This window comes from Ciceribacter sp. T2.26MG-112.2 (assembly GCF_900492205.1).
In the GTDB taxonomy this organism is placed as follows: Bacteria; Pseudomonadota; Alphaproteobacteria; order Rhizobiales; family Rhizobiaceae; genus Allorhizobium; species Allorhizobium naphthalenivorans_A.
Genome location: NZ_UEYQ01000010.1, coordinates 115,372 through 128,154, shown reverse-complemented (window position 1 = coordinate 128,154; position 12,783 = coordinate 115,372). Strand labels below are relative to the sequence as shown.

The 12,783-nt window shown below is 64.8% G+C and carries 12 protein-coding genes; 7 read left to right on the top strand and 5 right to left on the bottom strand.

The annotated features are described in order from the left end of the window. The first annotated feature begins 853 nt into the window (after positions 1–853). Genes dapF through DYZ14_RS15420 form a run of 5 tightly spaced genes read left to right on the top strand, consistent with a single transcriptional unit; the run spans position 854 to position 5,694 of the window. On the top strand, positions 854–1,765 hold the full coding sequence (gene dapF / locus DYZ14_RS15440) for a diaminopimelate epimerase (RefSeq protein ID WP_154721500.1): 912 nt from the start codon (positions 854–856) through the stop codon (positions 1,763–1,765). After that, on the top strand, positions 1,762–3,036 hold the full coding sequence (gene mtaB / locus DYZ14_RS15435; RefSeq protein WP_154721499.1) for a tRNA (N(6)-L-threonylcarbamoyladenosine(37)-C(2))-methylthiotransferase MtaB: 1,275 nt from the start codon (positions 1,762–1,764) through the stop codon (positions 3,034–3,036). The genes dapF and mtaB overlap by 4 nt, the downstream gene beginning before the upstream one ends. 19 nt (positions 3,037–3,055) lie before the next feature. Further along, positions 3,056–4,399 (top strand): signal recognition particle-docking protein FtsY, encoded by a 1,344-nt coding sequence (gene ftsY / locus DYZ14_RS15430; protein WP_154721498.1) that lies wholly within the window; start codon positions 3,056–3,058, stop codon positions 4,397–4,399. A gap of 42 nt (positions 4,400–4,441) precedes the next feature. Next, positions 4,442–5,104 (top strand): septation protein A, encoded by a 663-nt coding sequence (locus DYZ14_RS15425; protein ID WP_154721497.1) that lies wholly within the window; start codon positions 4,442–4,444, stop codon positions 5,102–5,104. Further along, the gene (locus DYZ14_RS15420) at positions 5,101–5,694 is read left to right on the top strand and encodes a DUF2585 domain-containing protein (RefSeq protein WP_154721496.1); all 594 of its coding nucleotides are present in this window, start codon (positions 5,101–5,103) and stop codon (positions 5,692–5,694) included. The genes DYZ14_RS15425 and DYZ14_RS15420 overlap by 4 nt, the downstream gene beginning before the upstream one ends. Positions 5,695–5,705: 11 nt before the next feature. On the opposite strand, the gene DYZ14_RS15415 is transcribed toward DYZ14_RS15420, so the two are convergent. From DYZ14_RS15415 to ccmA, 5 genes are all read right to left on the bottom strand, one after another. Beyond that, the gene (locus DYZ14_RS15415; protein ID WP_154721495.1) at positions 5,706–6,305 is read right to left on the bottom strand and encodes a DsbE family thiol:disulfide interchange protein; all 600 of its coding nucleotides are present in this window, start codon (positions 6,303–6,305) and stop codon (positions 5,706–5,708) included. Continuing rightward, positions 6,302–6,487 (bottom strand): heme exporter protein CcmD, encoded by a 186-nt coding sequence (ccmD, locus tag DYZ14_RS15410; protein ID WP_154721494.1) that lies wholly within the window; start codon positions 6,485–6,487, stop codon positions 6,302–6,304. Before ccmD ends, DYZ14_RS15415 begins: the two co-directional genes overlap by 4 nt. Continuing rightward, positions 6,484–7,251 carry a heme ABC transporter permease gene (locus DYZ14_RS15405; RefSeq protein WP_154721493.1) on the bottom strand — a complete coding sequence of 256 codons (768 nt, stop codon included), beginning with the start codon at positions 7,249–7,251 and terminating at the stop codon, positions 6,484–6,486. Before DYZ14_RS15405 ends, ccmD begins: the two co-directional genes overlap by 4 nt. A 45-nt stretch (positions 7,252–7,296) precedes the next feature. Further along, positions 7,297–7,956: a heme exporter protein CcmB gene (gene ccmB, locus DYZ14_RS15400; protein WP_154721492.1), complete on the bottom strand. Its 660-nt coding sequence runs from the start codon at positions 7,954–7,956 to the stop codon at positions 7,297–7,299. Positions 7,957–8,197: 241 nt separating this feature from the next. Then, on the bottom strand, positions 8,198–8,845 hold the full coding sequence (ccmA, locus tag DYZ14_RS15395; RefSeq protein ID WP_154721491.1) for a heme ABC exporter ATP-binding protein CcmA: 648 nt from the start codon (positions 8,843–8,845) through the stop codon (positions 8,198–8,200). Between the two features lie 274 nt (positions 8,846–9,119). On the opposite strand from ccmA, the gene acnA reads away from it, so the two are divergent. Continuing rightward, positions 9,120–11,813 (top strand): aconitate hydratase AcnA, encoded by a 2,694-nt coding sequence (gene acnA / locus DYZ14_RS15390; protein WP_154721490.1) that lies wholly within the window; start codon positions 9,120–9,122, stop codon positions 11,811–11,813. Between the two features lie 204 nt (positions 11,814–12,017). Further along, positions 12,018–12,767, top strand: coding sequence for a DUF1223 domain-containing protein (locus DYZ14_RS15385; protein ID WP_154721489.1), 750 nt, complete (start codon positions 12,018–12,020; stop codon positions 12,765–12,767). The last annotated feature ends 16 nt before the right edge of the window (positions 12,768–12,783 follow it).

Sequence of the window (12,783 nt, the reverse complement as noted above, 5' to 3'; positions counted from 1 at the left end):
AAGAGACAGCCCCACCCTCGCACACCAGCCCTAAACTGACCCCGTTCCGTCGCGGATACACCACAAGGCGTTGTGGCGAGGCGGGGCCGGCGCAGGGTTTGGGGGAGAGACGCAAGAACCCAGACTCCGGGTCCGCGGAAAAATGGTCTCCCCCTGGCGACGTGGGGGCAAGGATGAGGGCTTTGGACGGCCCAAGACCTTGCCGGCCCTGACAGCGCGCCGGGTGCGCCTGTGTGGCGTGGCATGGTGGTAAGACCGGGTTGTCGAGGGTGTGCGGGCGTCCGCCGGTCAAAAGCCGGGCCTGCATGAAAAATCCCCGACAAGGGCCGGCGCCGCAGAGAGGCCGAAGTCGCGGGGCAAAAACCGCCGAACGGGGCGCCTTCGGGTGTCATTTGAATTTTTACCTTACGCGGCAGCCGGAGGCGCCCCGTCCGCTCAGGTTTGGCCTGGGCAAAAGGAAATGACAGCGGAACCGGAGGGCATGAGGCCTGACCGGCTTATTCGGCTGGGCAAGAGGGCGGCCCCGGGTCGATCTCCCCCCTTGTGGGCGGTGAGGAACGGTCCGCGCAGCGGAGCAATCAATCCAGCGAACCGATTGCAGTGACGAACGCCGGCAGGACAGAGGGGGGGGCGAGCTTGGTACGACGCGGAATGGTAGCGCATCGTCTGCCTCGACCAAAGCCCCCCCGTCGTCGCACGCGGCCACCCCCCTCTGTCGGCTCCCGCCGACATCTCCCCCACGAGGGGGGATCGCACGCCACCCTCGCCGGCCCACCGCATCGCCCCACCCTTCACACTGGTAATTTCCGCCGGTTTCCGCCATATAAGCCCGAAGATGTCGAGGAATGATCAAATGGCAGACATGGTCGAATTCGCGAAGATGAACGGGCTTGGCAACAAGATCCTGGTCGTCGACATGCGCGGCCGCAAGGACAAGGTGACGCCTGAGGCCGCGATCGCGCTCGCCGCCGATCCGATGACCGCCTTCGACCAGATCATGGCGATCCACGATCCGAAGGTCGAGGGCACCGACGCCTGGATCGACATCATCAACTGTGACGGCACGCTCGCCCAGGCTTGCGGCAACGGCACGCGCTGCGTCGTGCAGGCGCTGTCGGCCGAAACCGGCCGCAAGACCTTCACCTTCCAGACCGTCGCCGGCATCCTCAATGCCATCGAACACGAGGACGGCCTGATCTCGGTCGACATGGGCAAGCCGGTCTTCGAATGGAACCGCATTCCGCTTTCGGAAGAATTCCACGACACCAGCCGCATCGAGCTGCAGATCGGGCCCATCGACGCGCCGATCCTGCATTCGCCCTCGGTCGCCTCGATGGGCAATCCGCACGCCATCTTCTGGGTCGACCGCGACCCGATGGACTACGAACTCGAACGCTTCGGCCCGCTGCTGGAAAACCATCCGATGTTTCCGGAAAAGGCCAATATCACGCTCGCCCAGGTGACGGCCAAGGACACGCTTCGCACCCGCACCTGGGAGCGCGGCGCGGGCCTGACGCTCGCCTGCGGCTCGGCCGCCTGCGCAGCCGGTGTCTCGGCGGCCCGCACCGGCCGCACCGGCCGCAAGGTGACGATCGACGTCGCCTCGAGCCCGAGCCGCCAGCCGCTGATCATCGAATGGCGCGAGCACAATGACCGCGTGGTCATGACCGGCCCCGCCGAATGGGAATGGTCCGGCCGCCTCGACCCGGCCACCGGCGCCTTCGGGCGCGATCCGGTAGGCGAGACTGGAGCCCAGGCTTCGTGAGCGGCGTCGAGGTCATCACCTTCGGCTGCCGGCTCAACACCTACGAGTCCGAAGTGATGAAGGCCGAGGCGGCCAAGGCCGGCCTCGACGACGCCATTCTCGTCAACACCTGCGCCGTGACAGCTGAGGCCGTGCGCCAGGCCCGCCAGGCGATCCGCCGCGCAAGGCGCGAGAATCCCAAGACCCGCATCATCGTCACCGGCTGTGCCGCCCAGACCGATGCGGCGGGCTTTGCCGCCATGCCCGAGGTCGATGCCGTGCTCGGCAACGAGGAGAAGCTGAAGGCCGAGAACTATCGGGCCCTTCCCGATTTCGGTGTCGAAGCGGACGAGAAGCTGCGCGTCAACGACATCATGAGCGTGACCGAAACCGCGCCCCAGCTGGTCGGCCATATCGACGGCCATGTGCGCGCCTTCCTGCAGGTGCAGAACGGCTGTGACCACCGCTGCACCTTCTGCATCATTCCCTTCGGCCGCGGCAATTCCCGCTCGGTGCCGATGGGCGCGGTCGTCGAGCAGGCCCGCGGACTGGTCGAGAACGGCTACCGCGAAGTGGTGCTGACCGGCGTCGACGCCACCAGCTACGGCGCCGACCTGCCCGGCCGGCCGACGCTCGGCCTGCTCGCCAAGACGCTGTTGAAACAGGTGCCGGAAATCGCCCGGCTGCGCCTCTCCTCGATCGACGGCATCGAGGCGGACCGTCATCTGTTCGACCTGATCGCCGACGAGCCCCGCTTCATGCCGCACCTGCACCTGTCGCTGCAGCATGGCGACGACATGATCCTGAAGCGCATGAAGCGGCGCCATTCCCGCGCCGACGCCATTGCCTTTGCCGAGCAGGTCCGGCGCCTGCGCCCGCAGATCAGTTTCGGCGCCGACATGATCGCCGGCTTCCCGACCGAGACCGAGGACATGGCGGAAAATTCCGCAAGCCTCGCCGACGCGATCGGCATCGCCCAACTGCATGTCTTCCCCTACAGCCCGCGCCCCGGAACACCCGCCGCCCGCATGCCGCAACTCGACCGCCGCCTCGTCAAGGAGCGCGCGGCACGCTTACGCGAAACCGCGGAGCGGCTGCAGGCGCGCCATCTGGCCTCCATGGTCGGCACGCGCCAGACCGTGCTTGTCGAAATGACCGGGATGGCCCATACGGAAAACTTCACCCTCGTCGCCGCGCCGGACCTTATTCCCCGCAGCCTCGTTACGGTGGCGATCACCGGCCACAACGGCCGGCACCTCGACATGCAACCGCAGGCCGCCTCGGCCGCCTGACAGAACGGACAACAGCTTCATGGCGCTCGGCTTCATCAAGAAAGTCTTCACCTTCGGCAAGGACAAGCCGTCGGCCGACAAGCCGACGGAGAACGCGGACTTCGCCAGCCTCGTGGATGCGGCCGAAGAGCTCGATGCCGGCGAAACGATCGAGGCCCTGCCCGAAGCGGCCGATCCGATCGCAGCTGAAGTGATCGATACGGCCGGCGGCCCGGCGGCGGATGAAGCGGCGACCGAGCCAGCGGGCGCGATCGCGGCGTTGCCGATCGAACCCGAGGCCAGGGAACGGGAAGAAGCCGAAGAATTCCACCCGCAACCCGAGCAGCCGGCCGACGTCACCCATGGCGAGCTGGCGCAGGATGCGGACAATGCAGTGACGCTGCCCAAGGGCTTCGCCGCCGCGGCATCCCTGCCCGAGCCGGAGCCCGAGACCCCGGCCGTCAAGCTCTCCTGGTTCCAGCGCCTGCGCCAGGGCCTGGCCCGCACCTCCTCGCAGCTCACCGGCCAGATCGCAGCACTCTTCACCAAGCGCAAGCTCGACGAGGACACGCTGGAGGAGCTCGAAGACCTGCTGATCCAGGCCGATCTCGGCGTCGAGACCGCCATGCGCGTCACCGGCACCCTGTCGTCGGAACGCTACGGCAAGGACGTGACCGGCGAGGATGTCTCGCGCATCATGGCGGCCGAGATCACCAAGGTGCTGAAGCCGGTGGCCAGGCCGCTGGCGCTCGACCTCTCCCACAAGCCGCATGTCATTCTCGTCGTCGGGGTCAACGGCACCGGCAAGACGACCACGATCGGCAAGCTCGCCGCCAAGCTCTCGGGCTCGGGCCTGAAGGTCATGCTGGCCGCCGGCGACACCTTCCGCGCCGCGGCGATCGAGCAGCTGAAGATCTGGGCCGACCGCACCGGATCGACCTTCATCGGCACCAAGCTCGGCGCCGACGCGGCCGGCCTCGCCTACGAAGCCTTCGAAAAGGCACGGGCCGACAAGGCCGACGTGCTGATCATCGACACCGCGGGAAGGCTGCAGAACAAGACGGAGCTGATGGCGGAGCTGGAGAAGATCGTCCGCGTGCTCGGCAAGCTCGATCCGGATGCGCCGCATACCGTGCTGCAGACGCTCGACGCGACCACCGGGCAGAACGCCATGAACCAGGTCGAGATCTTCCGCAACGTCGCCGGCGTCAACGGCCTGATCATGACCAAGCTCGACGGAACGGCGCGTGGCGGCATCCTCGTCGCCATCGCCGCCAAGCACAAGCTGCCGGTCTATTTCATCGGCGTGGGCGAAGGCATCGACGACCTCGAACCCTTCGAGGCCGAGGACTTTGCCGCCGCCATCGCCGGCCTTCCCCACTGAACCGGACGCCGGGCCGCACAACGGATCTGAAAGACGTAAGCCATGAGCAATTTCGAAAGTGACACCAAGCCGACCGCCGAGGAGCGCCATCATCCCATGCTGAAGATGGCGCTGGAGATCGGGCCGCTCATGGTCTTCTTCTTCGGCAATCTGCGCGGCGAGTGGCTGGCCAAGACCTTCCCGGCCCTGACAGCCGTCGGCGGGCCGCTCCTGATCGCCACCGCCCTATTCATGGTGGCGACGGTCGTCTCGCTCATCGTCTCGAAGATCGTCTTCAAGCACCTGCCGATCATGCCCTTCGTCTCGGGCATCGTCGTCATGGTGTTCGGCTCGCTGTCGATCTGGCTGCAGGACGAGACCTTCATCAAGATGAAGCCGACCATCGTCAATACGCTGTTCGGCGTGGTGCTGCTCGGCGGCCTGTTCTTCGGCAAGTCCTTGCTCGGCTACGTCTTCAACGCCGCCTTCCAGCTCGACGCCGAGGGCTGGAAGAAGCTGACGCTCCGCTGGGGCATCTTCTTCCTGTTCCTCGCCGTGCTGAACGAAGTCGTCTGGCGCAATTTCTCCGACGCTGTCTGGGTCAATTTCAAGGTCTGGGGCACGATGCCGATCACCATCCTGTTCACGCTCGCCCAGATGCCGCTGATCATGCGCCATTCGCTGGACACCGGGACGGAGACGAAAGACGGGGGCAAGGCCGAATGAGCGATGGTCCCGTGACCCTTGCCGCCGACGACCGCGCCACGCGCTTCTGGCTCGCCGCAGCCGCCGCCTTCCTCATCGTGCAGATCGTCACGCTGGCGCTGATGGGCCGCATTCCGATCTGCGAATGCGGCTATGTCAGGCTGTTCGAGCCCGGCGTCAACACGGCCGGCAATTCGCAGCACATTTCCGACTGGTACACGCCGTCGCACATCATCCACGGCTTCCTGTTCTACTGGCTGGCGATCGTCGCCCTGCCCCGCGCCTCGTTCGGCGCCCGATTGACACTCGCCGTCGTCGTCGAGGCGGCCTGGGAACTCCTGGAAAACTCGCCGATCATCATCGACCGCTACCGCACCGCGACCATGGCGATCGGCTATCAGGGCGACAGCATCCTCAATTCGGCGATGGACACGGTGGCCATGGTCCTCGGCTTCCTCTTCGCCGCCCGCGCCCCGGTCTGGCTGACGGTCGCACTCGCCATCGGCTTCGAGGTCGCAACCGCCATCGTCATCCGCGACAACCTGACGCTCAACGTGCTGATGCTGGTCTGGCCGGTCGAAGCGGTCAAGGCGTGGCAGGCGGCGCTGTAAGCCTTACGCAATCACGACCCGGCGAGTGCCTTTTCGATCGCGGGGTAAAGACCGGTCTCGAGCGATTGCGGATCGAAGGGGCCGACCTTCTTGTAGAGGATCGTGCCGTCGCTCGCGACGAGATAGCTTTCCGGAATGCCGTAGACGCCCCAGTCGATGGCCGCTTTGCCGTTCGGATCGACGCCGATCGCGGCATAGGGATTGCCGAGTTCGCCGAGGAAGCGCAGCGCGTTGTCGTTTTTGTCCTTGTAGTTGATGCCGACGACGTTAAGCCGCGGATCCTTGGACAGGTCTTTGAGGATCGGGTGCTCCTGCCGGCACGGCACGCACCAGGAGGCGAAGACATTCACCAGCGTCAGCTTGCCGGCGATCGCCTCGGAGGTGAGGGCCGGCGTGTTCGACCCGTCGAGCCCGGCCATGGCAAGAGCCGGCGCCTTCGTGCCGATCAGTGCCGAGGGGATGGCCGAAACGTCGCGGCCGTTGACGTCCTGGTCATAGAGCATCTTGCCGGCGACGCCGGCAAAGATGGCGAACAAGGCGAGCGGGATGATGGCCACGAGATAGCGGCCGATACCGCGTCGGTCGCCGGGCTTTGATTCGATCTCGCTCATTCGGACGCCTCGGATACAGTTCCGGCAGCGGCACCGGCCGAACGGCGGCGGACGCCCGCCGCATCGAGTGCCTTCAATTCCGTCTGGCGCGCCCGACCGTCGAGCCAGACCCAGGCGATCAGGGCAAGGATGATCAGTGCGCTGACGCCATAGGAGAGATAGATGTAGAAGGCGTGGCTCATGGCGAAACCTCCCGGCCGGCCATGCGCGCCGCCATGCGGCGCTGCGTTGCGATCCGGCGGCGCCAGATCTCGTTGCGCATCGCCATCAGGTGCAGGGTGAAAAACAGGAAGGTAAACGCGATGGCCATCACCAGCAGCGGCCAGAGGAATTCCGGGTCGATGGTCGGGCCGTCCATGCGGATAACGCTCGCCGGCTGATGCAGCGTGTTCCACCACTCGACCGAGAACTTGATGATCGGGATGTTGACGAAGCCGACAAGGATCAGAACGGCGCTGAGACGGGCGGCCTTCGAGGCATCGTCCATGGCGCGGTTGAGCGCGATCAGGCCGAGATACATGAGGAAGAGCACGAAGACCGAGGTGAGCCGCGCATCCCAGACCCACCAGGTGCCCCACATCGGCTTACCCCAGAGCGAACCGGTTATCAGCGAGATCAGGGTGAAGGCGGCGCCAAGCGGGGCCGCCGCCTTGTGGCTGACATCGGCCAGCGGATGGCGCCACACCAGCGTGCCGATCGCCGAGATCGCCATGACCGAATAGCACAACATCGCCAGCCAGGCCGCCGGCACATGCACATACATGATCCGTACCGTATCGCCCTGCTGGTAGTCGCCTTCGGTGGTAAAGCTCATATAGAGACCGACGGCGAAAAGCAGCGCCGTCAGGCCCGCGAGCCACGGCAGGATGCGCCCGGACAGCGCCAGAAACCGGGTCGGATTGGCGAGTTCGCTGAACTTTGAAAGGGCAAGATTCATAGTATTCATGGAATGCTTCTAACCTGAGAGGCAGCGAACTGCAATTGATCCCGGTCAATCCGAGGCGCTGCGCAGCGCCAGTGCGGCGGCAAGCGGGCCGATGACGGCGAAAAACAGCGTGATGGCGATCAGAAACAGGAAGGGCGGCAGAAATGGGGCCGGGTCCTCGACCGCCGCATAAGAAGCGCTGACCCCGAAGATCAGCACCGGGATGGCGAGCGGCAGGACGAGGATCGAGACCAGCAGCCCACCGCGCGGCAAGGCGACGGCAACGGCGGCACCGGCCGCTCCAATGAAAGTGATCGCCGGTGATCCGACGAGAAGGGTCAGCATCACCGCGCCGATCGCCACCTCGTTCATGTTCATGAACAGGCCGAGCAGCGGCGAGGCGATGACAAGCGGCAGGCTGGTCGCCACCCAATGGGCCAGGCACTTGACGAAGACGGTCAGCACCAGCGGCGTCTCCTGCATCAGGATGAGGTCCAGCGACCCATCGTCGCGCTCGGCCTGGAACAGCCGGTCGAGTCCGAGAAGGGCGGCCAGCAGCGCGCCGATCCAGACGATCGCCGGCCCGATGCGCGACAGAAGGTTGAGATCCGGCCCGACGCCGAAGGGAATGACGGCGACCACCGTCATGAAGAACAGCACCCCGATCAGCGCCCCGCCGCCGGCGCGCACGGAGAGCTTCAGGTCGCGGAGGAAGAGGGCGATCATGCTGTATGTCTCATCATTTGAGTAAAAGTCCCCTCCCCAACCCCTCCCCACAAGGGGGAGGGGCTAATCCGCGGCAGCCGTTTCGATGCGATAAACCGATATCGCTGATGGGTCGTTGGTTTCGAAGGGAGGCAGCGACGCAAACCGAGTCCCTCCCCCTTGTGGGGAGGGGTTGGGGAGGGGAAATCACCAAGTGTGAAAGTGGGAAGGAGAAGAACGTGGCGGGAAACGGCCAGCCTCATCATGCCATTTCCCCCGTCTCGCGATACTCGAACCCCTTCATCACCAGGGTCTTCGCATCCTTGAGACCGAGCGGCTGGTGGGTGGCGGCGATCGCGATGCCACCATTGGCCAGGTGCTCGTGCACCAGTCCGGCGAACATCTGGTCGGCGCTGGCGTCGAGCGCTGCGGTCGGTTCGTCGAGAATCCACACCGGGCGATGGGCGACGAGCAGCTTGGCCATGGCAAATCGGCGCTGCTGGCCGGCCGAGAGATAGCCGAAGGGAAGATGCGTTATCCCCCCCAGGCCAACCGCATCGGCCGCCGCCCCGATCGAGCGACCCTCGCCGCCTACGAAGTCGCCGAGAAAATCCCGCCAGAAGGCCAGGTTCTCGATGACCGTCAGTTCCTGCTTCATGGCGTTGCGATGACCGAGATAGTGGCTGACTTCGCGGGCCGGCCGGGTCTCGCGGCCGTCGCGGAATACGGCTTCCACACGGCCTTTTTCCGGCCGAAGCAGGCCGGCGACCACGCGCAGCAGCGTCGACTTGCCCGACCCGTTCCGGCCCGTCAGCACCAATGCCTCTCCGGCCGCCAACTGAAAGGAAACATTAACGAAAATCAGGTCTTCGCCGCGCTTGGCGGCGAGGTTTTCGGCGATGAGCCGCATGGTTTGAACCTTCCGGCGATGCCCTCATCGCCCTTCCAAAAAATTGTCCGAATTCGCCATTCGTTGGTCTGGCACCTTTCTTAGAAATTATCTATAAGACCTGCAACCACGCCAGCGGTCGGCGTGAACATCATCCTTGTGCCGAACCTGGGGTTGCAACAGCATCATCCACGTGCGGACAGCGGAAATGACCGTACCCGCATCCTGATGTGCATGAAGTGCATAGGCGTCCGCACGACAAGTGTAGGCTATCAGAATAAGCGGGGCTTTATCCGTGTCCAAATCCATCGACAGCTTCAATTGCCGTTCGACGCTTACCGTCAACGGTAAGGACTATGTCTATTACAGCCTTCCCAAGGCCGAGGCCAACGGCCTGACGGGCGTATCGAAGCTTCCCTATTCGATGAAGGTTCTGCTCGAGAATCTGCTGCGCAACGAAGACGGCCGTTCGGTCACCAGGAATGACATCGAGGCGATTGCCGCCTGGCTCGTCGACAAGGGCACGGCCGAGGCCGAAATCGCCTATCGTCCGGCCCGCGTGCTGATGCAGGACTTCACCGGCGTTCCCGCCGTCGTCGACCTCGCCGCCATGCGTGACGGCATCAAGGCGCTCGGTGGCGATCCGGAGAAGATCAACCCGCTGGTTCCCGTCGACCTCGTCATCGACCACTCGGTCATCGTCGACGAATTCGGCACGCCGACCGCCTTTGCCCGCAACGTCGAGCTCGAATACGAGCGCAACGGCGAGCGCTACCGCTTCCTGAAATGGGGCCAGCAGGCGTTCAAGAACTTCCGCGTCGTTCCCCCGGGCACCGGCATCTGTCACCAGGTCAACCTCGAATATCTCGGCCAGACCGTCTGGACCAAGGAAGAGGACGGCGAAACCGTTGCCTATCCCGACACCTGCGTCGGCACCGACAGCCACACGACCATGATCAACGGCCTCGGCGTTCTCGGCTGGGGCGTGGGCGGCATCGAAGCCGAAGCCGCCATGCTCGGCCAGCCGGTCTCCATGCTGCTGCCTGAGGTCATCGGCTTCAAGCTGACCGGCAAGGTCAAGGAAGGTGTCACCGCGACCGACCTCGTGCTCACCGTCGTGCAGATGCTGCGCAAGAAGGGCGTCGTGTCGAAGTTCGTCGAATTCTTCGGCCCCGGCCTTGATTCGATGTCGCTCGCCGACCGCGCCACCATCGGCAACATGGGTCCGGAATATGGCGCGACCTGCGGCTTCTTCCCGGTCGATGGCGAAACCATCAACTACCTGACGATGTCGGGCCGCACCAAGGACCGCATCGCGCTGGTTGAAGCCTATTCGAAGGCTCAGGGCATGTGGCGTGACAATGACGGCGCCGAACTCGTCTTCACCGACACGCTCGAACTCGACCTCGGCGACGTCGTGCCGTCGATGGCCGGCCCGAAGCGTCCGGAAGGCCGCCTGCCGCTCGAAACGATCGCTTCCAATTTCGCGGTCGCCCTCGAAAACGACTACAAGAAGCCGGGCCAGCTGACGAACCGCTATGCGGTCGAAGGCACCGACTATGACATCGGCCATGGCGACGTCGCGATCGCCGCGATCACCTCGTGCACCAACACCTCGAACCCGAGCGTCCTGATCGCTGCCGGCCTTCTCGCCCGCAACGCGGTTGCCAAGGGTCTGAAGTCCAAGCCGTGGGTGAAGACCTCGCTCGCACCGGGATCCCAGGTCGTCGGCGAATATCTCGCCAAGTCGGGCCTGCAGACCTCGCTGGATGCCCTGGGCTTCAACCTCGTCGGCTTCGGCTGCACGACCTGCATCGGCAATTCCGGCCCGCTGCCGGCACCGATCTCGAAGACGATCAACGACAAGGGCCTGATCACCGCGGGCGTGCTGTCGGGCAACCGCAACTTCGAAGGCCGCATCTCGCCGGACGTCCAGGCCAACTACCTGGCTTCCCCGCCGCTGGTCGTCGCTTACGCGCTCGCCGGCACCGTCCAGAAGGACCTGACCACCGAACCGCTCGGCGAAGACCAGAACGGCAACCCGGTCTTCCTCAAGGACATCTGGCCGACCTCGCACGAGATCCAGGAATTCATCCTGAAATACGTCACCCGCGAACTGTACGAATCGAAGTACGCCGACGTGTTCAAGGGCGACGCCAACTGGCAGGCCGTGCAGATCCCGGCAGGCCAGACCTATGCCTGGGACGACAAGTCGACCTATGTGCAGAACCCGCCCTACTTCGTCGGCATGGGCAAGACCGGCGCCGGCGTGACGAACATCGTCAACGCCCGCGTGCTCGGCCTGTTCGGCGACAAGATCACCACCGACCACATTTCCCCGGCCGGTTCGATCAAGGCCGCTTCCCCGGCCGGTGCCTACCTGCTGGAAAACGGCGTCGGCGTCGCCGACTTCAACCAGTACGGCACGCGTCGCGGCAACCATGAAGTGATGATGCGCGGCACGTTCGCCAACATCCGCATCCGCAACCATATGCTCGGCCCGAACGGCAAGGAAGGTGGCTACACCATCCACTATCCGTCCAAGGAAGAGATGTCGATCTACGACGCCGCCATGAAGTACAAGGCCGAGGGCACCCCGCTGGTCATCTTCGCCGGCGTCGAATACGGCAATGGTTCGTCGCGTGACTGGGCCGCCAAGGGCACCAACCTCTTGGGCGTGCGCGCCGTCGTCGCCCAGTCCTTCGAGCGTATCCACCGCTCGAATCTGGTCGGCATGGGCGTCATCCCGTTCTGCTTCGAGGAAGGCACCACCTGGGCCTCGCTCAACCTCAAGGGCGACGAGACCGTGACGATCGAGGGCCTCGACGGCGAGATCAAGCCGCGCGAGAAGAAGATCGCCAAGATCGCCTATGCCGACGGTTCGGTGAAGGAGATCCCGCTGATCTGCCGCATCGATACGCTGGACGAGGTGACTTACGTCAACAACGGCGGCATCCTGCAGACCGTTCTGCGCGATCTCGCGGCCTGAGACCGCGACGCTTTCAACACGACCGCCGGGCGACCAGCCCGGCGGTTTTTTTGTGGGGCAGCGCCGACTGCCGTTGACGCGCGCCTCACCCCATCGTGACTTTGACCGGCCACGGTACCGGGTTATTGCTGTGGGCGAGTTGGAAAAACGACCCGATGCGGGTGCCCCATGGCGCCTCCGGGAAGCATTGAACGGGTTTGTGCCATGATCTTCAGGATCGCCTCCTGCCTGGCTGTCTGCTGCACGCTCGCCGTCGCGTCCGCCGCGCGCGCCGACGATGCGGCGGTGCCGAAGGGCGTGGTGGAGCTCTTCACCTCCCAGGGCTGCAGCTCATGCCCCCCGGCCGACGCGGCCTTGCAGAAACTGGCCCGCAAGGGCGACGTCGTGGCCCTCTCCTATCACGTCGACTACTGGAACTACCTCGGCTGGGCCGACACGCTGGCGACGCCCGAGAACACCGCCCGACAATATGCCTATGCGCGCAGCCTCGGCCGTAGCGGGGTCTACACGCCACAGGCGGTGGTCAACGGTCGCGACCACCTGAAGGGCACGGATGCGGAGATGATCGAGGGCAGGCTGGACGGGTTACGGGCGCGCGGACATGGCCTGACCGTACCGATCCATGCCGGTCGCAAGGGGGACGAGATAGAGATCAGCATCGGCGCCGGTGACGGCAAGGCCGACGTGGTGGTCGTCTACTTCCGCCAACAGCAGACCGTCGAGGTGCTCAAGGGCGAGAACATGGGCAAGACGATCAGCTATTGGAACAGCGTCATCGACGTTCAGACCGTGGCCATGTGGGACGGGGCAGCCCTCGAACTCGTCCTGCCGGCCAAGATGATCGGTTCCGAAGGGGCAGACGGATGCGCCGTCTTGCTGCAATCCAGCGGACCCCACGGCGAGCCGTCAGCAATCCGCGGAGCGGCGTTGCTGACGACTGAGCCTAGATCCTAGAAAGCTTGGCGGGCCC

Bases quoted from the DNA above. Each gene is read 5' to 3' on its own strand.
- dapF (WP_154721500.1), top strand. From the start codon at position 854: ATGGCAGACATGGTCGAATTCGCGAAGATGAACGGGCTTGGCAACAAG.
- ftsY (WP_154721498.1), top strand. From the start codon at position 3,056: ATGGCGCTCGGCTTCATCAAGAAAGTCTTCACCTTCGGCAAGGACAAG.
- DYZ14_RS15425 (WP_154721497.1), top strand. From the start codon at position 4,442: ATGAGCAATTTCGAAAGTGACACCAAGCCGACCGCCGAGGAGCGCCAT.
- DYZ14_RS15420 (WP_154721496.1), top strand. From the start codon at position 5,101: ATGAGCGATGGTCCCGTGACCCTTGCCGCCGACGACCGCGCCACGCGC.
- DYZ14_RS15415 (WP_154721495.1), bottom strand. From the start codon at position 6,305: ATGAGCGAGATCGAATCAAAGCCCGGCGACCGACGCGGTATCGGCCGC.
- ccmD (WP_154721494.1), bottom strand. From the start codon at position 6,487: ATGAGCCACGCCTTCTACATCTATCTCTCCTATGGCGTCAGCGCACTG.
- DYZ14_RS15405 (WP_154721493.1), bottom strand. From the start codon at position 7,251: ATGAATACTATGAATCTTGCCCTTTCAAAGTTCAGCGAACTCGCCAAT.
- ccmB (WP_154721492.1), bottom strand. From the start codon at position 7,956: ATGATCGCCCTCTTCCTCCGCGACCTGAAGCTCTCCGTGCGCGCCGGC.
- ccmA (WP_154721491.1), bottom strand. From the start codon at position 8,845: ATGCGGCTCATCGCCGAAAACCTCGCCGCCAAGCGCGGCGAAGACCTG.
- DYZ14_RS15385 (WP_154721489.1), top strand. From the start codon at position 12,018: ATGATCTTCAGGATCGCCTCCTGCCTGGCTGTCTGCTGCACGCTCGCC.